Annotated in this window: 20 protein-coding genes and 1 pseudogene; 9 read left to right on the forward strand and 12 right to left on the reverse strand. The window is 66.8% G+C overall.

What is annotated here, in order from left to right; translation table 11 throughout:
- Positions 1–114: 114 nt before the first annotated feature.
- Entirely contained in the window at positions 115–705 is a 591-nt protein-coding gene (locus BMX43_RS19430; RefSeq protein ID WP_139201513.1) for a hypothetical protein, read from the forward strand.
- 137 nt (positions 706–842) lie between these two features.
- Here BMX43_RS19430 and BMX43_RS02505 read toward each other — a convergent pair whose 3' ends face one another.
- Entirely contained in the window at positions 843–1,199 is a 357-nt protein-coding gene (locus BMX43_RS02505; RefSeq protein WP_091296278.1) for a hypothetical protein, read from the reverse strand.
- Entirely contained in the window at positions 1,196–4,651 is a 3,456-nt protein-coding gene (gene smc / locus BMX43_RS02510; protein WP_091297105.1) for a chromosome segregation protein SMC, read from the reverse strand. The genes BMX43_RS02505 and smc overlap by 4 nt, the downstream gene beginning before the upstream one ends.
- A gap of 100 nt (positions 4,652–4,751) precedes the next feature.
- Here smc and BMX43_RS20350 point away from each other — a divergent pair.
- The 4 genes and pseudogenes from BMX43_RS20350 to BMX43_RS02525 all read left to right on the forward strand — a co-directional run.
- Positions 4,752–5,084: pseudogene (locus BMX43_RS20350) on the forward strand (GFA family protein); the annotation flags it as partial.
- A gap of 117 nt (positions 5,085–5,201) precedes the next feature.
- A complete protein-coding gene (locus BMX43_RS20110; protein WP_245749366.1) occupies positions 5,202–5,588 on the forward strand; it encodes a GNAT family N-acetyltransferase in 387 nt (128 codons plus the stop codon).
- A gap of 158 nt (positions 5,589–5,746) precedes the next feature.
- Positions 5,747–6,106: a CidA/LrgA family protein gene (locus tag BMX43_RS02520; protein WP_091296284.1), complete on the forward strand. Its 360-nt coding sequence runs from the start codon at positions 5,747–5,749 to the stop codon at positions 6,104–6,106.
- Entirely contained in the window at positions 6,103–6,819 is a 717-nt protein-coding gene (locus BMX43_RS02525; RefSeq protein WP_091296288.1) for an LrgB family protein, read from the forward strand. The genes BMX43_RS02520 and BMX43_RS02525 overlap by 4 nt, the downstream gene beginning before the upstream one ends.
- Positions 6,820–6,823: 4 nt before the next feature.
- Here BMX43_RS02525 and BMX43_RS02530 read toward each other — a convergent pair whose 3' ends face one another.
- Positions 6,824–9,109, reverse strand: coding sequence for a transglycosylase domain-containing protein (locus BMX43_RS02530; RefSeq protein ID WP_091296291.1), 2,286 nt, complete (start codon positions 9,107–9,109; stop codon positions 6,824–6,826).
- A gap of 263 nt (positions 9,110–9,372) precedes the next feature.
- Between BMX43_RS02530 and BMX43_RS02535 the strand changes: the two genes are divergently transcribed.
- Together BMX43_RS02535 and BMX43_RS02540 are read left to right on the forward strand one after the other, a co-directional pair.
- Positions 9,373–9,711 carry a P-II family nitrogen regulator gene (locus BMX43_RS02535; RefSeq protein WP_091296293.1) on the forward strand — a complete coding sequence of 113 codons (339 nt, stop codon included), beginning with the start codon at positions 9,373–9,375 and terminating at the stop codon, positions 9,709–9,711.
- 28 nt (positions 9,712–9,739) lie between these two features.
- The gene (locus BMX43_RS02540) at positions 9,740–11,227 is read left to right on the forward strand and encodes an ammonium transporter (RefSeq protein WP_091296297.1); all 1,488 of its coding nucleotides are present in this window, start codon (positions 9,740–9,742) and stop codon (positions 11,225–11,227) included.
- Positions 11,228–11,354: 127 nt separating this feature from the next.
- Here the strand turns inward: BMX43_RS02540 and BMX43_RS02545 are convergent, their stop codons facing one another.
- The 3 genes from BMX43_RS02545 to smpB form a co-directional block, all read right to left on the reverse strand.
- Entirely contained in the window at positions 11,355–12,536 is a 1,182-nt protein-coding gene (locus BMX43_RS02545) for an amino acid aminotransferase (protein ID WP_091296299.1), read from the reverse strand.
- 3 nt (positions 12,537–12,539) lie between these two features.
- Complete coding sequence (gene sseA, locus BMX43_RS02550; protein WP_091296302.1) at positions 12,540–13,397, reverse strand: 3-mercaptopyruvate sulfurtransferase; 858 nt, start codon at positions 13,395–13,397, stop codon at positions 12,540–12,542.
- A gap of 80 nt (positions 13,398–13,477) precedes the next feature.
- The gene (gene smpB, locus BMX43_RS02555; protein WP_091297111.1) at positions 13,478–13,951 is read right to left on the reverse strand and encodes an SsrA-binding protein SmpB; all 474 of its coding nucleotides are present in this window, start codon (positions 13,949–13,951) and stop codon (positions 13,478–13,480) included.
- A 97-nt stretch (positions 13,952–14,048) separates the two neighbouring features.
- On the opposite strand from smpB, the gene BMX43_RS02560 reads away from it, so the two are divergent.
- Positions 14,049–14,489 (forward strand): ion channel, encoded by a 441-nt coding sequence (locus BMX43_RS02560; protein ID WP_091296305.1) that lies wholly within the window; start codon positions 14,049–14,051, stop codon positions 14,487–14,489.
- A 3-nt stretch (positions 14,490–14,492) separates the two neighbouring features.
- Here BMX43_RS02560 and BMX43_RS02565 read toward each other — a convergent pair whose 3' ends face one another.
- The gene (locus BMX43_RS02565; protein ID WP_091297115.1) at positions 14,493–15,380 is read right to left on the reverse strand and encodes a DMT family transporter; all 888 of its coding nucleotides are present in this window, start codon (positions 15,378–15,380) and stop codon (positions 14,493–14,495) included.
- A 116-nt stretch (positions 15,381–15,496) separates the two neighbouring features.
- Positions 15,497–16,369: a 4-hydroxy-tetrahydrodipicolinate synthase gene (gene dapA / locus BMX43_RS02570; RefSeq protein WP_091296308.1), complete on the reverse strand. Its 873-nt coding sequence runs from the start codon at positions 16,367–16,369 to the stop codon at positions 15,497–15,499.
- A gap of 152 nt (positions 16,370–16,521) precedes the next feature.
- Here dapA and BMX43_RS02575 point away from each other — a divergent pair, with 152 nt between their 5' ends.
- A complete protein-coding gene (locus tag BMX43_RS02575) occupies positions 16,522–18,462 on the forward strand; it encodes a lytic transglycosylase domain-containing protein (protein WP_091296311.1) in 1,941 nt (646 codons plus the stop codon).
- Between the two features lie 124 nt (positions 18,463–18,586).
- On the opposite strand, the gene BMX43_RS02580 is transcribed toward BMX43_RS02575, so the two are convergent.
- The 4 genes from BMX43_RS02580 to BMX43_RS02595 form a co-directional block, all read right to left on the reverse strand.
- Positions 18,587–18,784 carry a hypothetical protein gene (locus BMX43_RS02580; protein ID WP_139201514.1) on the reverse strand — a complete coding sequence of 66 codons (198 nt, stop codon included), beginning with the start codon at positions 18,782–18,784 and terminating at the stop codon, positions 18,587–18,589.
- A 94-nt stretch (positions 18,785–18,878) separates the two neighbouring features.
- On the reverse strand, positions 18,879–20,093 hold the full coding sequence (locus BMX43_RS02585; protein WP_091296317.1) for a phenylacetate--CoA ligase family protein: 1,215 nt from the start codon (positions 20,091–20,093) through the stop codon (positions 18,879–18,881).
- Between the two features lie 14 nt (positions 20,094–20,107).
- Positions 20,108–20,944: an ABC transporter ATP-binding protein gene (locus BMX43_RS02590; protein ID WP_091296320.1), complete on the reverse strand. Its 837-nt coding sequence runs from the start codon at positions 20,942–20,944 to the stop codon at positions 20,108–20,110.
- A 58-nt stretch (positions 20,945–21,002) separates the two neighbouring features.
- On the reverse strand, positions 21,003–22,292 hold the full coding sequence (locus BMX43_RS02595; RefSeq protein WP_091296323.1) for an ABC transporter substrate-binding protein: 1,290 nt from the start codon (positions 22,290–22,292) through the stop codon (positions 21,003–21,005).
- Between the last annotated feature and the right edge of the window lie 32 nt (positions 22,293–22,324).

Here is a 22,324-nt window from a genome sequence, read left to right on the forward strand (position 1 = left end):
TTGAAGTATATTATGCTAGGCCGCGCTCATCAACTCCGCCAAGAGCCGCACGCCGCCCTCAACGGAGTCATTTATTTCATTACCTCAAACGAAAATTAAGGAGATGGCTGAAGGATGAGCTTTCCACGGGAAGTAACAATAATTGATAATCTAGTAGATAGTATCCGGTATCATTATGGGAAGGTAGTCGAGTTCGATAGCCTACTAGTCATCGCGCGCAACGATCTTGAAACGAAAAATATTCCCTATGACCCTAACGGGCTTGTATTTTTTGGTACTGGAGATCCGACAGTTGGTGAATCTGTAACCAGCCATCACATCACAAAGTCTCAATACGTTTTCAACATCTCTCGCGAAGGCCCGAATATTGTTTGGGCTCGAAGCGCTGCGATTATCTGCATTTTTGAGAGTTGGGAGCATGTGGCGAGAAACGCCATAGCCAAATATATGAATCGCGAGAGAACCAAAATTACTCGACCAGTTTGGGGAGACCTTCGAAATCTTCGAAATGCATGTGCCCATGGGGATAGGAAACTTCGGAAGCAACTAGAAGTATTTGATTTTTTTGATGTTGGTAACGTTGTGGATTTCTCTGGAGAACAGTTCGAAATAGTTACAAACTGCCTTCTCGCTGACTGTGAAGAAATGGCACTTGACATATTTGGTGTCTACCGAAAATACCCGTTCAAGCAAACCCTCATTTAGGCTAACAAAAGTTCAGCTTAGAGCTTCCACCTTGAAGGCTGGCTTCTTATTGATGAGAAAAGCCTAGTGCCTCGCCAAAATTTGCACACGGTCATCACCACATTGCACCCATAGGCTGCAACGGATGGACCGCCCCCTCACATCCCCTCCACATCCCGTCTCCCCCGCCGCCACGCCACGAACAGCGCCTCCGCTTCCCCGGCCAGCGCCGCCCAGCGCGGCAGCACCTCCGGCCCGGCGAAGGGCATCACCAGCCGGGCCTCGCCTTGCTGCACCGCCATTCGCGCCGCGCCCATCCGGGCGTTCCACAGCGCCAGCGCCTCGGGCGGGGGGGTGACGTTCCAGGGCAGCACCAGCCACCAGCCGCCGTCGCCGGGTTCTACCCGGAACTCGGGCGCCTGCGGCACGACGCGGGCGTAGACGGTGCCCTGATCGGCCTCGATGCCGCAAAATCCGGCGGTCTTCAGCGCCTGCGCCACGTCCTCTGCCGTCATGCCACCAAAGCCTCGGCCTTTTTCAGATCCACGCTCACCAACTGGCTGACCCCCTGTTCCTGCATCGTCACGCCGAACAGCCGGTCCATCCGCGCCATGGTCACCGCATGGTGGGTGATGATCAGAAAGCGGGTCTCGGTGCGTCGGGTCATCTCGTCCAGCAGGTCGCAGAACCGGGTCACGTTGGCATCGTCCAGCGGCGCATCCACCTCGTCCAGCACGCAGATCGGCGCGGGGTTGGCGAGGAACACCGCGAAGATCAGCGCCAGCGCGGTCAGCGTCTGTTCGCCGCCCGACAGCAGGCTCAGCACCGCCAGTTTCTTGCCCGGCGGCTGGCACATGATTTCCAGCCCGGCCTCCAGCGGATCGTCGGATTCCACCAGCACCAGCCGCGCCTCGCCGCCACCGAACAGATGGGTGAACAGCGTCCCGAACGATCCGTTGACCTGCTCGAACGCCGTCAGCAACCGCTCGCGCCCCTCGCGGTTCAGGCCCGCAATCCCGGCGCGCAGGCGTTTCACCGCCTCCTCCAGATCCAGCTTTTCCTGCAACAGCGTGTCATGTTCGGTCTGCACCGTCTTGGCGTCTTCCTCGGCCCGCAGGTTCACCGCGCCCAGCGCCTCGCGCTGGCGCTTCAGGCGGGTCACATCGGCGTCAAGCTGATCGACCGAGGGCATGGCCGCAGGATCGGCCTTCAGCCGGTCCAGCAACTGGCCCGGCGCCAGTTCGGTGTCTTCCCGAATACGCTCGGCAGCGGCGGCGACCATCTCGCGCGCGGCATCCGCCCGCGCCTCGGCCCGCGCCCGCGCCTCGCGCGCTTCGCCCGCCGCGCGTTCCGCCTCGCGCTCTGCCGCCTGCGCAGCACGCAGCACGCCCTCTGCCCCGGCCAGCGCCTCGGCAGCGCGGGCGCGGCGGTCCTCGGCGGCGTCCATCGCCTCGGCCAGATCTTCGCGCTGGATGGCGATCTCTTCCGGCACGGCGCTGGCCTCGACCAGTTCTTCCTCGGTTTCCGCCTTGCGGTCCGCCAGTTCGGCGCTGCGCTTTTCGGCGGTGTCCAGCCGGTGGCGCCAGCCTGACAGCTCTTTCACCACCTCTTGCCGCCGCCGCACCCGCGCCTCGCCCTCGCGCCGCACCTCATCCTGCGCCGACCGGCGGGTCATCATGGCGCCCCGCGCGCCCTCCACCGCCTGCCGCAACCCCTCGACCCCGGTGCGTGCGGCCTCCAGATCGCCCAAGCCCTCGGCCCCCGCCGCCGCCTCGGCCAGCCGCAGCCGCGCCGCCTGCGCCTCGTCCTCGAACCGCGCCACGGCCAGCCGCGCCGCCTCCAGCTTGCCCCCGGCGATGGAACGATCCGCCTCGGCCCGCGCCAGGGCCCGCCCGGCCTCGGTCACCCGCGCATCCGCCGCACGCCGCGCCTCGCGCGCCATCTGATCGGCCCGCGCCAGATCGGCCAGCCGCGCCTGCAGGGCCTCATGCGCCTGCCGCGCCCCTTCGGCCCGCGCCGCCACCTCCTCCAGATCGCGCTTCACCTGCACCAGCCGGTTCAACTGCACCAACCGCAGCGCGGCAGCCGAGGGCGCATCCTCCGCCCCGGCGCAGAACCCGTCCCAGCGCCACAGATCGCCCGCAAGGCTGACCAGCCGCTGGCCGGGCCGCAGCGCCGCCTGCAAGGCGCGGCCCTGCGCCGGTTCCACCAGCCCGATCTGCGCGATCCGCCGCTGCAACACCGCAGGCGCCGTGACAAACCCGGCCAAAGGCTGCACCCCTTCCGGCAAGGGTTGATCTTCGGCATAGAGGGGCAGCAAGGCCCAGCCCGAGCGCGCGCCTTCGGCCAGTTCCGGCGCGCGCAGATCATCGGCCAGCGCCGCGCCCAAGGCCGCCTCATAGCCCGGCTGCACCGTCAAACGGTCCAGCAGTTGCGCCCCGGCCAGCGCCTCGCGCGCCACCAGCCGGGCGAGGGCCTGCACCTCGGCGCGCAGCGCATTGGCCTCGCCCTCGGCGGCAGATCGCGCGGCGCGCGCCTCGGCCTCGCGGCTCTGCACCTCGGCGCGGGCCTCCTCGGCCATCGCCAGCGCCTCTTCCGCCGCCTCGGCCAGCGCCAGCGCCGCCTCCTGCGCCTCTTGCGCGCCCTCTTGCGCCTCGGCGGCGCGCTCCAGCGCTTCGCCCGCCCCCTCCACCATATCGCGGGCACGTGAGGATTCGGCCTCCGCCCGCTCCAGCACCGCCCGCGTATCGCCCAGCAGACGCTGCGCCGACTGGTGCCGCGCCGCCAGCCGCGCCACATCTTCGGTGCACTCGCTCAACTGTGCCTCGGCGGCGCTCAGTTCCGCCGCTGCGGCCCGGGCCAGCTCTTGCGCCTCGGCCAGCCGGTCGTCATGGCCCTCATGTGCCTTGACCAGTTGCGCCAGTTCCCAATCCAGCCGGGCAATCGTCTCGCCCGCGTCGCGGTTCAGCCCGGCCTCCCGCTCCAGATCGCGGGTCAGTTGCGCGATACGGCCATGCAGCGTGTCGATCACCTGCCGCGCCCGCGCCTCCTGATCGGTCAGCGCGTCGCGCTGCACCGCCAGGCGCTGCAACACCGCCCCGGCAATCGCCTCTTCCTCGCGCTTGGGCGGCAAGGCGGCCTCTGCCGCCTCGCGCCCCTGCCCGGCCTCGCGCGCCGCGCGTTCCGCCGCCGCCGCGACCAGCAGCCGGGCGCGCAGGGTTTCCTCCGCCTCGGCCCGCGCCTGATCGGCTTCGCGCCAGCGCCGATACAGCAACATCCCCTCGGCCCGGCGCAATTCCTCGCCGATCTCGCGATAGCGCGCCGCCTGCCGCGCCTGCCGCGCCAGCGTGGCCAACTGCCCCGCCAACCCTTCCAGCACATCATCGACGCGCAGCAGGTTCGCTTCGGTCGCACTCAGCCGCAATTCGGCCTCGTGCCGCCGCTGATACAGGCCCGAGATCCCCGCCGCCTCTTCCAGAATCCGCCGCCGCGCCTTGGGCTTGGCGTTGATCAGTTCCGAAATCTGCCCCTGCCGCACCAGCGCGGGCGATTGCGACCCGGTAGAGGCATCGGCGAACAGCATCTGCACATCGCGCGCCCGTACATCACGCTGGTTCGCCTTGTAGGCCGATCCGGCATCGCGGGTGATCCGGCGGGTGATTTCCAACTGGTCCTGATCGTTGAACCCGGACGGCGCCAACCTTTCGCTGTTGTCGATGACCAGCGCCACCTCGGCAAAGTGGCGGGCGCCCCGGCTGGCGGCCCCGGCGAAGATCACATCCTCCATCCCGCCGCCGCGCATCGCGGTCGGGCGATTCTCGCCCATCACCCAGCGCAACGCTTCCAGCAGGTTGGATTTGCCACAGCCGTTCGGCCCCACCACGCCGGTCAACCCGTCATGGATCGCCAGTTCCGTCGGATCGACGAAACTTTTGAAACCGTTCAGTCTGAGCCGTGTAAACCGCAAGCAGGCCATCCCCCAAGGGCGGCTATCGTCGGGAATTGCGGCGCCCGAGTCAACCGCCCCACCATTGACGCGTTGCTCCGCCGCGCGCAACACTCGCGCCATGAGCCTCTCGCTGCCGATCACTGGTCGCTGCCTGTGCGGCGCCACCCGCTACCGCATCACCGCCCCGCTGCTGTGGTGTGCCTTTTGCCATTGCGACAGTTGCCGCCGCGCCACCGGCGCGCCGATGGCCAGCTATCTGGGCGCCGATGTCACCGCCACCACATGGGAAGGCCCGCCGCGCCTGTCGCATTCCACCAGCCCCGGCACCTTCTGGGATCGCTGCGGCCATTGCGGCAGCCCGCTGGCCTTCCGCGCCACCCGCTATCCCGGCGAGATTCACCTGCATGTCGCCACGCTGGACCGGCCCGAAGATTACCGCCCCGACATGCAGGTCCATACCGACGAGCGCCTGCCCTGGCTGCATCTGGCCGACCCGCCCCCCCATCAGTTGCGCGCGCAGGACGACCCCGCCCCGGTGCTGGCGCTGATCCGCAGCGCCTTTGCCTATATGGAGGGGCGGATCGACCCGCCCTCGTCGATGCTGCGGCTGACCGAAGACGACATCCGCCAACAGGCGACAGAGGGCGAGGTCTGGCTGATCGGCGAGACCCCCGAGGCCTGCCTGTTCCTGACCCGCAAGGCGGATGCGCTGTATCTGGGCAAGCTGGCCACGGCAGCCGGGCAGCAGCGGCGCGGACTGGCGCGGCGGCTGGTGGCGCTGGCGGACTTGCGCGCCCGGCAGATGGGGCTGGCGGCGCTGGAATTGCAGGTGCGGGTGGAGCTGGTCGAAAACCACGCGACCTTCGCGGCGCTGGGTTTCATCAAGACGGGCGAGACGGCGCATCCGGGCTTTGACCGGCCCACCAGTTTCACCTTCCGCAAGGCGGTGACGTAAGCGGGGGCGCTGCCCCCGTCGCGCCTTGCGCGACTCCCCCGGAGTATTTTTGCCAGGATGAAGCGGCAAGGGCCAAGAGCAGCAGGCTTTGAGGGAAGCGGGCTTTGCAAGGCGCGGGCTTTGGCGCAGGTTGGCGGCAGCAAACCCCGGAGACTGCCATGATCCCTGCCCTTCTGACCCTGCTTCTGTCGCAACTCGCGGGCGAAACCCTCAGCCGCGCGCTGGGGCTGCCTTTGCCCGGCCCGGTGCTGGGGATGCTGTTGCTGATCCTTGGCTTCGCGCTGGTGCCCCGGCTGGTCGATGTGGTGCGGCCCTTGGCGCAGGGGCTGCTGGGGCATCTGTCGCTGCTGTTCGTGCCCGCGGGCACCGGGGTGATCGGGCATCTGGACAAGATCGCGGCACAGGGCGTGGCGATCCTGCTGGCGCTGGTCTTTTCCACCCTGCTGGCCATCGCGGCAGGGGCGCTGGCCTTCACCGCCGTCGCCCGGCTGATGGGCAGCGAGGAGCCGGAAGCATGAGGGATTTCGCCGAGATCTGGTCCTATCTGGCCGAAGGCCCGCTGCTGTGGCTGACCGCGACGCTGGTCGCCTATGCCATCGGCGACGCCTGTTTCCGCGCCTCGGGGCGCAAGCCCTATGTCAATGCGGTGCTGATCGCGGTTCTGCTGCTGGCGCTGCTGTTGCAGGCCACCAGCACCGCCTATGCGACCTATTTCGAGGGTGCGCAATTCGTGCATTTCCTGCTGGGCCCCGCCACCGTGGCGCTGGCCTTGCCGCTGTGGGACAACCTGCCGCAGGTGAAGCGCGCGGCGCTGCCGCTGCTGGCCGCCCTGCTGGCCGGATCGGCGACCGCCGTCATCTCGGCGCTGGCCATTGCCCATGCGCTGGGGGTGCGCGGCGCGGTGCTGGCCTCGCTGGCGCCGAAATCGGCCACGGCGCCGGTGGCGCTGGGGATTTCCGACCGGCTGGGCGGCTCGCCCACGCTGACCGCCGTGCTGGTGATCCTGACCGGGATCATCGGCGCGATCTGCACCACGCCGCTGCTGAACCTGCTGCGCATCCGCGACTGGCGGGCGCGCGGCTTTGCCACCGGCGTTGCGGCGCATGGCATCGGCACGGCGCGCGCCTTTCAGGTGCATCCCAAGGCCGGGGCCTTTGCGGGCCTCGGCATGGGGTTGAACGCCGTGCTGACCGCCTTCCTCGCGCCGCTGGTGCTGCGCTTCTTCCAGTAGCGCGTCAGCCGCCCAGCGCCTCTTTCAGCGCATCCTGCAACGGATCGCCCGAGGCGGACGGTTTCGGCGCGGGCTTGGGCGCGGGCGCTCCTGCCGCAGCCGGAGCCACCGGCACATTGGCCGACGAGGCCGCCGCCCCGCCGCCCATCACCGGCGGCGCGCGCCATTGCGGCACGATCATCGGCAGCGGCTCGGGCGGCACGCCCTTGTGCACCCGCACCATGACCTCGCGCCAGATATCGGCGGGCAGGCCGCCCCCCGTCACCCCGGCCAGCGGGCGGTTGTCGTCATAGCCCATCCAGACCCCCACCACATATTGCGCCGAAAAGCCGATGAACCAGGCATCCCGCGCCGCATTGGTGGTGCCGGTCTTGCCCGCCACCTCGCGCCCGTCCAGCCGCGCCCGGCGCCCGGTGCCACGCTCCACCACCTGGCTGAGCATATAGGTCAGCAGCTCTGCCGCATCCTGGCTGATCACCCGCTCGCCGATGCCGCCGCTTTGCCCGATCAGTTCGGTCTCGTCGCCCTGCAGCTTCAGGCTGACCAGCCCATAGGGTTTCACCGACGAGCCGCCATTCAGGATCCCGGCATAGGCTCCGGTCATCTCCAGCAGCGTGCTTTCGCTGGCGCCCAAGGCCAGCGCCGGCCCCGCGGCCAGATCGCTTTTCACCCCGAAATCCGCCGCAACCTGCCGCACCACCTTGCGCCCCACCGCCTCGGAGATCCGCACCGCCGGGATGTTGCGGCTTTCCTGCAAGGCCTGGGTCAGCGTCACCAGCCCCTTGAACTCCTTGTCATAGTTCACCGGAGTCCAGGGGCCGGAGCCCTTGATGTTCAAGGTCAGCGGCTTGTCTTCCACATAATCCGCCGGGCTGTAGCCCAGATCCAGCGCCGCCGCATAGACGAAGGGTTTGAACACCGATCCGGTCTGGCGCAGCGCCTGCGTCGCGCGGTTGAAACTGCCCGCTGCCGCGATCCGCCGCCCGCCGACCATGGCGCGCACGGCGCCGTCCGCGCTCATCACCACAATCGCCGCCTGCGCCTGACTGCCCTCTTTCAGCTTGGTATCGAACACATATTGCAGCGCCTCTTCCGCCTGCCGCTGGATCTGCTGGTCCAGCGTGGTGCGGATGGTCACATCCTCGGTCGTCTCGCTGGTCAGGAAGGCCGGGCCCGCCTCCATCACCCAGTCGGCAAAGAACCCGCCCGCGTTCTTCGACGCCGCTTCCGACAGTTGCGCCGGATGGGCGCGCGCATCCTCGGCCTGCGCTGCGGTCAGAAAGCCCTGCTCCTCCATCAGCCCGATGATCACATTCGCCCGGTCCTGCGCGCGTTTGAGGTTGTTGGTCGGGGCATAGCGCGACGGTGCCTTCAGCAACCCCGCCAGCATCGCCGCCTCGGCCGGGTTCACGTCCTTGGCCGATTTGCCGAAATAGCGCTGCGCCGCCGCCTCGAACCCGCGCGCGCCTGCACCCAGATAGGCCCGGTTGAAATAGATCGTCAGGATTTCGGCCTTGGTATATTTCCATTCCATCGCGAAAGAGAACGGGATCTCCTTCACCTTCCGCCACACGCCGCCGCCGCGGCAATCCTCCTCATACTCCGATTCGCTCTTCCAGACCTTGGGGTCATAGGCGACCCCCAGACACAGCAGTTTCGCCACCTGCTGCGTGATGGTCGATCCGCCGTTGCCTTCCAGCGGGCCACGCCCTTCAGCAAGGTTGATGCGCACCGCGCTGGCAATGCCGCGCGGCGAGATGCCGAAATGGCCGTAGAACCGCTTGTCCTCGGTCGCCACCACCGCATTGCGCAGATGCTCGGATACCGTGTCCGAGGTGATCATGCCGCCGAAGGTTTCGCCCCGCCAGGCGTAAACCTGCCCGTCGCGGTCCAGCAGCGTGACCGATCCGCGCGCCCGCGCATCCACCAGATCCGACACCGGCGGCAATTGCTGCATGAAAAAGAATGTGGCGCCGAACACCACCAGCCCCAGCACCGCCGCCACCCGCCAGCCAATGCCCCAGACGATTCGCCACACCAGCGCCACCAGCCCGAACACCATGCCGAACAGGAACCCGCGGATCAGCCCCGGCCGCGCCGTGCCGCTTGCGGCTTTCGCAGGGGCTTTGCGCGCGGATGCCGGTTTTTTCGTCGGCGTGGGCTTTCTGGGCGGCACACCGCCGCCGCCCTTCCCGCCGCCACTGCCGCCGCCACTGCCGCCACGTCCGCCCGAAGCCGGATATCGCCTGTCTGCCGTCAGCGGTGCAGACCGCTTTCCAGTTCCGCTCATGCCCGATACGCCCGTTCTCTGGTCATTGTTTTGCCGGAATCCTACCGCGCCTTGCACCGAAAGTGGAGCCTTCACTCCCGCGATTCGCAATCGCATGTCGCACAATATTTAATCGTATCGCATAAATTTTACCCTCACCATGCAGTTGCGGCAAAGCGGTGCCGCCGGGCACATGCTGAAAACTTGTGCTGATCGCGCATTGCCCGCCTTCTTGACGACGCAAGGCCCCGTAGTGGGCCGTCTGCCAGAAGAAGGGGACGCACGTGAAACTGATCATCGCAGCAATCAAGCCGTTCAAGCTGGAGGAGGTCCGCGAGGCGCTGACCACCATCGGCGTGCGCGGCATGATGGTGACCGAAATCAAGGGGTTCGGCTCGCAGTCCGGCCATACCGAAATCTATCGCGGTGCCGAATATGCCGTGAACTTCGTGCCGAAAGTCCGGCTCGAGGTCGTCGTGCCCGACAGCCTCGCGGATCAGGTTGTCGAAACCATCCGCAGCACGGCTCGCACGGACAAGATCGGCGACGGCAAGATCTTCGTGCTCGACGTGGAACAGGCCGTGCGGGTCCGCACCGGCGAAACCAACGACGACGCGCTCTGAGAAAAGGCTGGAAGGGGAACAGAAAACCATGAAATCACTGACGAAACTCTCTGGGCTCGGGGCGCTTGGCGCTCTTGCCGCCCTGCCCGCCTGGGGTCAGGAGGCAGCCGCACCGCTCGCCCCCTATACTTTCGAGCAGAGCGTGAACAACGGCGACGTGGCCTGGATGTCGATCTCGACCGTCCTCGTCCTGCTGATGACCGTGCCGGGCCTTGCGCTGTTCTACGGCGGTCTGGTGCGCACGAAGAACATGCTTTCGGTGCTGACCCAGGTCTTCGCGATCTGCGCCGTCGTCGCCATCATCTGGGTGACCTATGGCTACTCGATGGCCTTCACCTATGGCGGCAGCCTTGACGCCTATGTCGGCGGCTTCTCGAAGATGTTCCTCGCCGGTGTGGACATCAACTCCAAGGTCGCCACCTTCACCAACGGCGTCTACCTGCCGGAATTCACCTTCATCGCCTTCCAGATGACCTTCGCCTGCATCACCCCGGCGCTGATCGTCGGCGCCTTTGCCGAGCGTGTGAAATTCTCGGCCCTGCTGGTGTTCTGCATCCTCTGGGTCACGCTGATCTACTTCCCGATGGCCCACATGGTCTGGTGGTGGGGCGGCCCGGACTTCCTCGCACAGGAACAGACCGCCAAGCTCATCGCCGAAGCTGCGGGTGATACCGCCGCTGCCGAAGCCGCTGCCGCCAATCTGGGCGCCAATGGCCTGCTGTGGAACTGGGGCGCGCTGGACTTCGCGGGCGGCACCGTGGTGCATATCAACGCCGGTGTTGCCGGCCTGATCGGCTGCATCGTGATGGGCAAGCGGATCGGCTATGGCAAGGAATCCATGGCGCCGCACTCGCTGACCATGACGATGATCGGCGCCTCGCTGCTGTTCGTCGGCTGGTTCGGCTTCAATGCCGGTTCCAACCTCGAATCCAACGCGATCACCTCGCTGGCCATCGTGAACACCTTCGTCGCAGCCTGCGCTGGCGGCGTGGCGTGGATGTTCATCGAATGGGCGATGAAGGGCAAACCCTCGCTGCTCGGCCTCGTGTCGGGTGTGGTGGCCGGTCTGGTCGCGATCACCCCCGCCGCTGGCTTCGCTGGCCCGATGGGTTCGATCGTGCTCGGCCTCGTCGCGGGTGTGCTCTGCTTCCTGTTCGTGGCCTATGCCAAGAACGCCTTCAAACTGGATGACAGCCTCGACGTGTTCGGTGTCCACGGCATCGGCGGCATCATCGGCGCCATCGCCACCGGCATTCTGGTGAACCCCGCCCTCGGCGGCGCCGGTATCCCGGATTACCTGACCCAGCCGGGCTCGCTGCTGGTGGCCGACTATGTGTTCTCGACCGCGGTCATGGCGCAGATCAAGGCCGTGATCTTCACGGTGATCTTCTCGGGCGTCGGCTCGTTCATCCTCTACAAGCTGGTGGACATGACGATCGGCCTGCGCGTGAAGGCCGAAGTGGAACGCGAAGGTCTCGACATCGCGGAACACGGCGAACGCGCCTACTACATGTAAGCCTCCCGGCGGATCGGTTCGCGCCGATCCGCCCCTTGCGCCTCCCGGCGTCCTCCCCCGGGCAGTGCAAACCAGAAGGCCCGGACCTTGCGGTCCGGGCCTTTTTCATTCCACCGAAAGACGGCGCTTACAGGACCGAAGCCACCGCCCGCGCCAGCACCGGCACCGTCTGCGCATTCAGCCCGGCAATGTTGATGCGGCTGTCGCCCACCATGTAGATACCGTAGTCCTCACGCAGCCGCACCACCTGCGCCTCGCTCAGCCCAAGGCGCGAGAACATGCCGCGATGCTGCGCCACGAAATCGAACCGGTCGCTGTTCGTCTCGGCCCGCAGCGCCTCGGCCAGCGCCTGACGCAGGCCCAGCATGTTCTGCCGCACCTCCTCCAGCTCCGCCATCCAGTCGGCCCGCAGCGCCGCGTCGCCCAGAATCATCGTCACCAGCCGCGCGCCGTGATCTGGCGGAAAGCTGTAATTCTGCCGGTTCAGGAAGGCGAGGTTCTGCTGCGTGATCACCGCCGCCTCGGCATCCTTGGAAATGGCGATCAGAATCCCGGTCCGCTCACGATAAATCCCGAAATTCTTGCTGCACGACGCCGCGATCAGCACCTCGGGGAAGCCCGAGGCCACCAGCCGCGTCGCCTGCGCATCCGCCTCCAGCCCGTCGCCAAAGCCCTGATAGGCCAGATCGACCAGCGGCACCGCGCCACGTTCGGCCAGCAAATCGCAGACCTTGCCCCATTGATCGGCGTTCAGATTGGCGCCCGTCGGGTTGTGGCAGCAGCCATGCAGCAACACCACATCGCCCGCCATCACCCGGCCCAGATCCTCCATCAGCCCGTCGAAATCCACCCCGCCCGACACCGCGTCGAAATAGCGGTATTCCGCCATCGGGATGCCCAGATACTTGATGATCGACGGATGGTTCGGCCAGGTCGGCAGCGAAATCCACACCTTTGCCGCCGGGGCGGCCAGCTTCACCAGTTCCAGCGCCTGCCGGATCGCGCCGGTCCCGCCGGGGGTCGACACCGAAGACAGCCGCGCGGCATCGACCGCGCCATCCAGAATCAGCCCCTGCATCGCCGCGTTATAGGCAGGTTCGCCCGCCAGCGCGGTATAGGTCTTGGTGGTCTCCACCTCCCACAGCTTCTTCTCGGCCGCCTTCACCGCCCGCATCACCGGCGTCAGCCCCGTCGCATCCTTGTAGACCCCCACCCCGAGGTCGATCTTGCCCGTGCGCGCATCCTCGCGGAACATCGCAATCAGCTGCAGAATCTTGTCCTGCGGCTGCGCCTTCAGTGCTTCCAGCATCGCTTACCCTTTCGCGACCTTCAGATCGTCATACATGCCCCACTCGGCCCACGATCCGTCATAAAGTGCCCAGTTCCGGTGCCCGATCCGCTCCAGCGCCAGCGCCAGCACCGCCGCCGTGATCCCCGACCCGCAGGTGGTGATCGCAGGCTTGCCCAGATCGACGCCCGCCGCCGCAAAGGTGGCGCGCAGCCCGGCCACGTCTTTCATCGTGCCATCCGCGTTCAGCACCTCGCCGAACGGCACGTTCTTCGACCCCGGAATATGCCCCGACCGCAGGCCCGGCCGCGGCTCGGCCACCTCGCCCTTGAACCGCGGGGCCGACCGCGCGTCGATGATCTCCGCCTGCCCCAGCTTGCTGGCATGGGCGACCTGCGTCACATCCTTCACCAGCCCGGCCTGACGGCTGACGGTGATGTGGCGGTCGCGTACCATCGGCGGCATGTCCTCGATCTCGCGCCCCTCGGCCCGCCATTTCGGCAAGCCGCCATCCAGCACCGCGACATCGGTCTTGCCCATCAGCCGGAACAGCCACCACACCCGCGCCGCCGAAAACAGCCCCGCCGTGTCATAGACCACCACCTGATGCCCGTCGCCCACGCCCATCGCCCGCATCCGGCTGATGAATTTCTCCACCGGCGGCGCCATATGCGGCAGGTCCGACCGCAGGTCGCTGATCTCGTCAATGTCAAAGAAGCGCGCGCCGGGGATATGCCCCGCCGCATAGTCCGCCTGCGCATCGCGCCCGGCATCGGGCATGTGCCAGCTGGCATCCAGAACCCGCAGATCGGGGTCCTTCAGATGGGCAGCAAGCCAGTCGGTGGACACCAGCGTTTTCGGATCATCCGGGAAGACGGTCATGGCAAAGGCTCCTGCGAGGCTTCGCCCGGCTTACCCCAGACACGCCGCCGCAAGCAAGGCCCAGCCGCCCTGCGAACCGCTCAACCGTTCTGTTTCAGCAGCCGCTGCTTCTGGCGATCCCAGTCGCGCTTGGCCTCGGTCGCCCGCTTGTCGGCCAGCTTCTTGCCCTTGGCCACGCCCAGCTTGATCTTCACCAGCCCGCGATCGTTGAAATACCAGCTCATCGGCACGATGGTCATGCCCTCGCGCGCCGTGGCATTCCACAACCGGCTCAGCTCCTTGCGTGACACCAGCAGCTTGCGCCGCCGCCGCTCCTCATGGCCAAAGGTCTTGGCCTCGCGGTAAGGCGCGATATAGCTGTTGATCAGCCACAGCTCGCCGCCCTCCACACTGGCATAGCTTTCGCCCAGGTTGGATCCGCCCTGCCGCAGCGATTTGACCTCCGATCCATACAGCATGATTCCCGCCTCCAGATCGCTTTCGATATGGTAGTCGAAACGCGCGCGGCGGTTTTCGGCAATCAGCTTGGAATTGGGATCGGATTTCTTGGCCATGATCGGACCGAGATAGGCGAGCCGCGCGCGAAAGTCCAGATCAGCCTCTTTCCCGCCCCCCGCCCGCCGTGGCATCACTCGAACCGGAGGAGGCCACATGTTCACGCAGATCGCCCTCGGCACCGCCCTTCTGCTGGTCTCGATCCTGATCGGTGCCTTTTCGGCGCTGATGATCGAACTGGCGCTGACCCGCCTGCACCGCTGGCTTGTCACCGAACCGCACCGGCCGAAACTGATGCTGGTCATCACCGGCGTCTCGCTCTGGGTGCTGGGCTCCATCACGGCGGGTGTCTGGCTCTGGGCCTTCGCCTTCCTCGGCCTCGGTGTCTTTCCCACGCTGGAGGAATCGGTCTATTTCTCGCTGGTCACCTTCACCACGCTGGGCTTCGGCGATGTGCTGCTGCCGCATCAATGGCGGCTGCTGGCTGGCATGGCCGCCGCCAATGGCCTGCTGAATTTCGGCCTGTTCACCGCCCTGCTGGTCGAGGCGCTGCGCCATGTCCGTCTCGGGCAGGTCCGCTCCCGCACCCTGCCCTGAGGCTCAGCCGCGCGGCTGCACCCGCCCCCGCTGCACATTCCGCGTGCGCAGCAAGGTGTAGATCCCCGCCCCCACCACGATGGCCGACCCGATCAGCGTCATCGCATCGGGCCGCTCGCCAAACACCAGCACGCCCAGCACCAGCGCGAATACCAGCCTTGTATAGCGGAACGGCGTCACCACGCTCACCTCGCCGGTGCGCATCGCCACGGTCAGCGCCCAATAGGCCGCCACCCCCACAACCACCGCCCCTGCCAGCATCGCAAAGGCCGCCGCCCCCGGCATCACCGCGCCGCCCTGCCACATCAGCAAGCCGATGCCGGTCGGCACCATGGCGGCAAAGCCGTAAATCCCCAGCTGGAAATTGCTCAACACCCGCGGCGCCGCCCGCGTCGCCAGATCGCGGCCCGCAAAGCCGATCAGCCCCGCCACCGCCAGCAACGAGGCGGCAGTAAACCCCTCCAGCCCCGGCCGCAGAATCACCAGCACCCCGGCCAACCCGATCAGAATCGCCGCCCAGCGCCGCCAGCCGACCTTCTCGCCAAAGATCAGCGCCGCCCCCGCCACCACCACCAAAGGCGTGGCCTGCAAGATCGCACTGGCGCTCGACAGCGCGGTATAGGCAATGGCCAGCGTGTAGAACAGCCGCCCCAACACCTCGAACCCGGCCTTCATCAGCATCCGCGGCGCCAGCACTGCCGGATGCCACAAGGCCTGCCCCTGCGCCTTTGTCAGCGCGGCAAACAACAGCATCCCGCCGCCGCCGAAAAAGATCAGAATCTCGCCCACCGGCACGCCGCCCGCCGCGACCCGCTTCAACAGCACGTCCTCGACGGCAAAGCCCAGCATGGCCAGCACCATGAACAGACTGCCGCGCAGATTGTCGGTCATCGCATCCTCCGGCAGAAAGCGGGGGCCCGGATCGCCCGTGCCCCCTTTCATCTTGGCCCAAATATCCTCGGGGGGAGGTGCCGCAGGCACCGTGGGGGGCAGACAGCCCCCCTCTTTCACAAGATCCCCGCGAACTCCATCGCCGCCTTGATGCGCGCCTTGGTCCCGTCGGTCAACCCGACCAGCGGCAGCCGCACCTCCTCGGAACACAGCCCCAGCAGCGACAAGCCGTATTTCGCGCCCACCAGCCCCGGCTCGATGAAGATCGCCTCATGCAGCGGCATCAGCCGGTCCTGATAGTCCAGCGCCTTGGCATAATCGCCCGCCAGCGTCGCCGCCTGGAACTCGGCACACAGCCGGGGCGCCACGTTCGCCGTCACCGAAATGCAGCCCACACCGCCATGCGCGTTGAAGCCCAGCGCGGTGGCATCCTCGCCCGAAAGCTGGATGAAATCGGCGCCGCAGGTGGCGCGCTGCATCGACACGCGCTCGATCTTGCCGGTGGCATCCTTCACGCCGATGATGCGCGGCAGCTTGGCCAACTGCCCCATGGTGTCCGGCGTCATGTCCACGACCGACCGGCCCGGAATGTTGTAGATGATGATCGGCAGGCTGCTCGCCTCGTGCAGCGCGGTGTAATGCGCGATCATCCCGGCCTGCGTCGGCTTGTTGTAATAGGGCGTCACCACCAGCGCGGCATCGGCGCCCACCTTCTCGGCGTGCTGCACCAGCCCGATGCCCTCGGCGGTGGCGTTCGATCCGGCGCCCGCGATCACTGGCACCCGGCCCGCCACGGTCTGCACCACGATCTCGATCACCCGGCCATGTTCCTCATGGCTCAGCGTCGGGCTTTCGCCCGTGGTGCCCACCGGCACAATCGCGCTGCTGCCTTCGGCAATATGCCATTCCACCAGCTTCTTCAGCGTCTCCACATCCACAGCGCCGTTCTTGAACGGCGTGACAAGGGCAGGCATGGACCCTTTGAACATGACACGCATCTCCTGAAGCTGGGGCAGACTCGCCCGTTGAACCCCGGCCTCTCTAACGGGCCAGCGGTCGCTTGCCAAGTTCCGCCATCGCCTTGCGGATCTATCATCCATGTGAGTTGCCAGCGCCGCCACATTCCGGCACCCTCACGCCCATGTCCCTGCTGCGCCGCCTTGCCCTCGCCCTCGTCCCGATCCTGCTGCTGGCGGCCCCGCCCGCCGCCGCCGATCCCGCAACCGCGCTGCGACAGGCGCAGGCACAAGCCAATCGCGGCGACTGGGACGCGGCGCTCACCCTCGCCCAAAGCTCCAGCGCCGTCGGCGCCGACATCATCCAATGGCAACGCCTGCGCGCCGGGGTCGGCACCCTGACGGACTATGAAGGGTTCCTGTCCCGCCACCCTGATTGGCCCGGCCTGCCCTATCTGCGCGAAAAGGGCGAAGCCGCCGCCGCCCGCTCCACCACGCCCGACCGGGTGCTGGCCTATTTCGGCCCCACCCTGCCGCAGACCGGCACCGGGTCACTGGCGGTGATCCGCGCCCTGCGCGCCAAGGGCCGCCTGGCCGAAGCCGAGGCCGAGGCCCGCCGCGCCTGGACCGCCCTGCCCTTCTCCGCCGCAGACGAGGCCGCGCTGTTCGCGCTCTATCCCGGCCTGAAAGAGCTGAACGAAGACCGGCTCGCCGCCCTGCTCTGGGCCGGAGAAACCGCCGAGGCGCAGCGCCTGCTGCCCCGCGTGCCCGAAAACTGGGCCGCCCTCGCCCGCGCCCGCCTCGCCCTGATGGATCGCACCACCGGCGTCACCGCGCTGGTCGAGGCGGTGCCCGGCGCGCTGGCGCGCCATCCGCTGCTGGCACAGGCGCGGATGGATTGGCGCGTCGCCAAGGATCTGTGGCCCGATGCGGCGGCCCTGATGCTGGATCACTCCGCCAGCGCCGATCTGCTGGGCCAGCCCGAGGCCTGGGCCAAACGCCGCGCGCAACTGGCCCGCCAGATGCTGCGCGACGGCAATGCCAAACTCGCCTACCGCATCGCCGCCCGCCATCAACTGACCGAAGGCGGCGATTATGCCGATCTGGAGTTTCTGGCCGGTTTCATCGCCCTGCGCCGCCTGTCCGATCCGCAGACCGCGCTGACCCATTTCCGCCATCTGGAACAGGCCGTCGCCACGCCGATCTCGGTCAGCCGCGCCAAATACTGGCAGGCCCGCGCGTTGGAGGCCGCAGGCGATGCCGCCGCCGCCCAGACCGCCTACCGCGCCGCCGCCCGCCACCAGACCGCCTATTACGGCCAGCTTGCCGCCGAAAAGCTGGGCCAGCCGCTGGATGCCGCCCTGCTGGCCCCGCTGGATGCGCGCGACTGGCGCAAACGCGGCTTCGCCCGCTCCTCGGTGCTGGAAGCCGGGCTGCTGCTGGTGAAATCCGGCAATCGCACGCTGGCCAAGCGGTTCTTCCTGCATCTGGCCGAACCGCTGCCACCCGAGGATCTGGCCAGCCTCGCCGATCTTGCCCTGCAGATCCGCGAGCCGCATATCGCCCTGCTGCTGGCCAAACAGGGGGCCGAACGCGGGGTGATCCTGCCCGAAGCCTATTTCCCCCTGCCCGATCTGGTGCCCAGCGACGGGCTGGCCGTATCGCGCGCCCTCGCCCTTGCCATCTCGCGCCGCGAATCGGAATTCGATCCCGCCGCCCGCAGCCCCGCCGGGGCGCGCGGGCTGATGCAACTGATGCCGGAAACCGCCAAACGCATGGCCACCGATCAGGGGCTGGGGTTCGAGGTCGGGCGCCTGACCACCGACCCCACCTTCAACGCCCGTCTGGGCAGCGCCTATCTGGCGCAACTGGTTGCGGAATTCGGCCCCTCGGTCGCACTCGTCGCCTCGGGCTATAACGCAGGCCCCGGCCGCCCACGCCGCTGGATCACCGAATTCGGCGACCCGCGCCGCCCCGAGGTGGATGTGGTGGATTGGGTAGAGATGATCCCCTTCACCGAAACCCGCACCTATGTGATGCGCGTGGCGGAATCGCTGGTGATCTACCGCGCGAAACTGCGCGGCAGCCCCGGCGCAATCCGCCTGACCGAAGAGTTGAAGGGCTAAGCCAGAAATCCAGCTGCGCGCGCCTTGCAGGCGCGCACGACTTTTGCCTCGGCGACCGGGCAAGCCCGGATCGCCTCAGGCGCCTCCGGCGGGAGTATTTTTGCCAGGATGAAGCCGCAGGGGATCAGCTTTGCGGCAGCGGATGCGGATCGCGGGCCAGTTTCAGCCAGGTCACCATGCCGGTGAAGAAGCCGACCGTGGCCAGCAGCGCGGCGATCACCATCTGGCTGTCCTCCGCAATGCCCGCCGACAAGGCGAGATAGCCGAAGGCCCAGAAGCCCGACCAGCTGACGACACACAGAATGGCCACAAGTTTGTTCATGAGGTTCCTCCCAAAACCGCGCGCCTTTGCAGCATGGGGCAGAATGTCGCAGCAATCCAGCGGATTCTGCGACATTCTGTCTCAGCACCCGGCGTCAGCCATAGGTGCGGCGATCCTCGATCACCTTGCCGTCATTGGGCAGGGTGCCGGGGGTCACGATCTCCACCTTGCCGCGCAGTTTCAGCACCTCCAGCACCGAGCCTTCATAGAGCGCCGGGTTGGACGCGCGGCTTTCCACCTGCACCGTCATCGCATCCATCTCGCCCTCGCGCGTGGCGATGACGCGGGCGCGGGCAACCTCTTCGTGGCGCGCCACGAATTCCGCCACCTGTTCGGGGCGCACGAACATGCCCTTGATCTTGGTGGTCTGATCCGCCCGGCCCAGCCAGCCGCGAATCCGCAGATTGGTGCGCCCGCAGGGCGATTGCCCCGGCATCAGCGCCGACAGATCGCCGGTGGCAAAGCGCACCAGCGGGTAATCGCGGTTCAGCGTGGTCACCACCACCTCGCCCACTTCGCCCATCGGCACCGGAATCCCGGTGCCGGGGCGCACGATTTCCACCACCACGCCCTCGTCGAGGATCATCCCCTCCATCGCCTCGGATTCGTAGGCGATATTGCCCAGATCCGCCGTGGCATAGCATTGCAGCGTCAGGATGCCGCGATCCGCATATTCGCGGCGCAGACTGGGGAACAGCGCGCCGCCGCCCACCGCCGCGCGGGTAAAGCGCAGCCGCTCGCCCAGTTCATCCGCACGATCCAGAATCACCTTCAGGTAATCCGGTGTGCCGCAATAGGCGGTGGTGCCGATATCCACCGCGGCGCGCACCTGCAGATCGGTCTGCCCGGTGCCCGCAGGCAGCACCGCCGCCCCCACCGCCCGCGCGCCGGATTCAAAGATCATCCCGGCAGGCGTCAGGTGATAGCCAAAGCAGTTCTGCACGATGTCCCCCGGCCCCACGCCGCAGGCATGCAGAAACCGCCCCATCCGCCACCAATCCTGCCCCATGCCGCCGATCTCGTAGATCGGCCCCGGCGACTGGAACACATGGTCATAGCGCCCGCCCGCAGGCAGAAAGCCCCCCAGCGGCGGATGCGCCTTCTGCGCCGCACTCAGATCGGCCTTGCGGATCACCGGCAACCCCGCCAGCGCCGCCGCCGAAGTGATCGCCGCCGCCTCCACCCCCGCCAGACTGACCGCCATCGCCGGGCTGGTCTGCGCATGGGCGATCAGCCGCGGCAGATCGCGCGCCAGATCCGCCTCACGCTGATCGGCAGAGCGGGTTTCCAAAGCATCGAAATGCGTCATGGCCCTGCCCTCCCTCATGCCAGCCACCGCTTGCGGCGGCGATAGGACCGCACGTCGCGGAACGACTTGCGCCCCTTGTCCGACATGCCGAGGTAGAATTCCTTCACATCCGGGTTCTCGCGCAGTTCCTGCGCGCTGCCCTCCATCACCACCCGGCCGCTTTCCAGAATATAGCCGGTATGGGCATAGCGCAGCGCCACATTGGTGTTCTGTTCCGCCAGCAGGAAGGTCACGCCCTCGCCCGCATTCACCGCGCGCACGATCTCGAAGATCTGCTCCACCAGTTGCGGCGCCAGCCCCATCGAAGGCTCGTCCAGCAGGATCATTTCCGGCCGCGACATCAGCGCGCGCCCCATGGCAACCATCTGCTGCTCGCCGCCCGAGGTATAGCCGGCCTGGCTCTTGCGCCGCTCGCGCAGGCGCGGGAAGTAATTGTAGACCATCTCCAGATCGGCCGCGATCGCGCCCTTGCCATCGGTGCGCGTATAGGCGCCGGTCAGCAGGTTGTCCTCCACCGTCAGGTGTTCAAAGCAGTGCCGCCCCTCCATCACCTGAATCACCCCGCGCTTCACCAGCTCCGACGGGTTCAGATCCTGCACCCGGTCGCCGCGATACAGGATCGAGCCTTTGGTCACCGCGCCGCGTTCCGAATGCAGCAGGTTCGACACCGCCTTCAGCGTGGTCGTCTTGCCCGCACCATTGCCGCCCAGCAGCGCGGTGATGCCGCCTTTCGGCACGCTCAGGCTCACGCCTTTCAGCACGAGGATCACATGGTTGTAGATCACCTCGATATTGTTGACCTCCAGCAGGGTCTCGCCCGGGCGGTCGGAAAATTGGGTCGCATCAAGCATGGCTCTGGCCTCTGGGCGCGTGTGGGAGAGGCCCCCCGAAAGGGGCCTCCGGTCCGTCTCAGTTGCAGCGTTCGGTGATCTTGTTTTCGGCGGCGAAGGCAGCCGAATCCTCCATCACCAGCGGCACCAGCACCTCGTCATCCGGGGCGATGAACGGCGTCACGAGGTTCCACTTCTTCGCCGCCGCATCCCATTGCTGGATCATCGCAGCCCCCGGCCCACCGTGATCGGCGCAAGAGGCCGCGAAGGGCTGGCCGAAATTCGGCAGGCCCAATTCGGCCATCCGCGCTTCGGTGATTTCCAGTTGCTCGAACCCGTCGCGCACCTGCTTGGCATTCACCGCCGCGGTGCCGTGGATTTCCTGCGCCTTGCGGATCGCCTCGGCGATCACCATCGCCGCATACATGCCGCGCGAATAGATGACCGAGCCTTCCTGATCGCCCGCGCCGCTGGCCTTGCCCGCGTCATAGACATATTTCTTCAGGTCGGCATAAACCGGGTAATCCATCCCCACGCCGTGCATGGTCAGCGATTTGTAGCCATTGGCGCCATCGCCCGCCGGCATCACGTCATTTTCAGACCCCGACCACCAGATGCCGATGAAATTCTCCATCGGGAAACGGATGTTGGCGGCTTCCTGAATGGCGACAGAGTTCATCACCCCCCAGCCCCAGAACAGCACATAATCCGGCTTGTCGCGGCGCACCTGCAACCACTGGCTCTTCTGCTCCTGGCCGGGGCTGTCGATCGGCAGTTCGGCCAGCGTGAAACCATGCTTCTTGGCCAGTTCCTGCAGCGTGCGGATCGGTTCCTTGCCATAGGCCGAGTTGTGATACAGCAGTGCCACCTTCTTGCCGTTCAGATCGCCGCCATTCATCTCCAGCAGGTGCTTCACCGCCACCGAGGCGCCATCCCAATAGTTGGCCGGATAGTTGAACACCCATTCAAACACCTTGCCATTGGCCGCCGAGGTGCGCCCGTAGCCGGGGGTGTAAAGCGGGATGCCATCGGCCGAAACCTTGGGGATCAGCTGATAGGTGATGCCGGTGGACAGCGGGTTGTAGACCAGCGCGCCGGTGCCCTTGGTGGCCTCATAGCACTCCACGCCCTTCTCGGTGTTATAGGCGGTCTCGCATTCCGGCACCTGCACCTTTTCGCCGCCGATGCCGCCGTCGCGCTCGTTCAGCAGGGTGAAGTAATCGTTGAACCCGTCAGCATAGGGGATGCCCCCCGCCGCAAAAGGCCCGGTGCGATAGCTCAGGTTCGGCACCACCAGATCGGCCATCGCAGGCGCCGCCGCCGCTGCGGTCAGGGCCGCCACCGCCAGCATCGTGAAGGTCTTCTTCATTCTCGTTCCTCCCGTTTGGTCTTGTTGCGCCG

The organism is Gemmobacter aquatilis (assembly GCF_900110025.1).
Lineage (GTDB): Bacteria > Pseudomonadota > Alphaproteobacteria > Rhodobacterales > Rhodobacteraceae > Gemmobacter > Gemmobacter aquatilis.

What these genes read in the sequence shown, in the direction of transcription:
- smpB (WP_091297111.1), bottom strand. Translation starts at nt 13,951, where the DNA reads ATGGCCAAGAAATCCGATCCCAATTCCAAGCTGATTGCCGAAAACCGC.
- BMX43_RS02595 (WP_091296323.1), bottom strand. Translation starts at nt 22,292, where the DNA reads ATGAAGAAGACCTTCACGATGCTGGCGGTGGCGGCCCTGACCGCAGCG.
- BMX43_RS02580 (WP_139201514.1), bottom strand. Translation starts at nt 18,784, where the DNA reads ATGAACAAACTTGTGGCCATTCTGTGTGTCGTCAGCTGGTCGGGCTTC.
- BMX43_RS02520 (WP_091296284.1), top strand. Translation starts at nt 5,747, where the DNA reads ATGATCCCTGCCCTTCTGACCCTGCTTCTGTCGCAACTCGCGGGCGAA.
- BMX43_RS02575 (WP_091296311.1), top strand. Translation starts at nt 16,522, where the DNA reads ATGTCCCTGCTGCGCCGCCTTGCCCTCGCCCTCGTCCCGATCCTGCTG.
- BMX43_RS02525 (WP_091296288.1), top strand. Translation starts at nt 6,103, where the DNA reads ATGAGGGATTTCGCCGAGATCTGGTCCTATCTGGCCGAAGGCCCGCTG.
- BMX43_RS02585 (WP_091296317.1), bottom strand. Translation starts at nt 20,093, where the DNA reads ATGACGCATTTCGATGCTTTGGAAACCCGCTCTGCCGATCAGCGTGAG.
- BMX43_RS19430 (WP_139201513.1), top strand. Translation starts at nt 115, where the DNA reads ATGAGCTTTCCACGGGAAGTAACAATAATTGATAATCTAGTAGATAGT.
- BMX43_RS02560 (WP_091296305.1), top strand. Translation starts at nt 14,049, where the DNA reads ATGTTCACGCAGATCGCCCTCGGCACCGCCCTTCTGCTGGTCTCGATC.
- BMX43_RS02545 (WP_091296299.1), bottom strand. Translation starts at nt 12,536, where the DNA reads ATGCTGGAAGCACTGAAGGCGCAGCCGCAGGACAAGATTCTGCAGCTG.
- BMX43_RS02540 (WP_091296297.1), top strand. Translation starts at nt 9,740, where the DNA reads ATGAAATCACTGACGAAACTCTCTGGGCTCGGGGCGCTTGGCGCTCTT.
- BMX43_RS02590 (WP_091296320.1), bottom strand. Translation starts at nt 20,944, where the DNA reads ATGCTTGATGCGACCCAATTTTCCGACCGCCCGGGCGAGACCCTGCTG.
- BMX43_RS20110 (WP_245749366.1), top strand. Translation starts at nt 5,202, where the DNA reads ATGGAGGGGCGGATCGACCCGCCCTCGTCGATGCTGCGGCTGACCGAA.
- sseA (WP_091296302.1), bottom strand. Translation starts at nt 13,397, where the DNA reads ATGACCGTCTTCCCGGATGATCCGAAAACGCTGGTGTCCACCGACTGG.
- BMX43_RS02530 (WP_091296291.1), bottom strand. Translation starts at nt 9,109, where the DNA reads ATGAGCGGAACTGGAAAGCGGTCTGCACCGCTGACGGCAGACAGGCGA.
- BMX43_RS02565 (WP_091297115.1), bottom strand. Translation starts at nt 15,380, where the DNA reads ATGACCGACAATCTGCGCGGCAGTCTGTTCATGGTGCTGGCCATGCTG.
- dapA (WP_091296308.1), bottom strand. Translation starts at nt 16,369, where the DNA reads ATGTTCAAAGGGTCCATGCCTGCCCTTGTCACGCCGTTCAAGAACGGC.
- BMX43_RS02505 (WP_091296278.1), bottom strand. Translation starts at nt 1,199, where the DNA reads ATGACGGCAGAGGACGTGGCGCAGGCGCTGAAGACCGCCGGATTTTGC.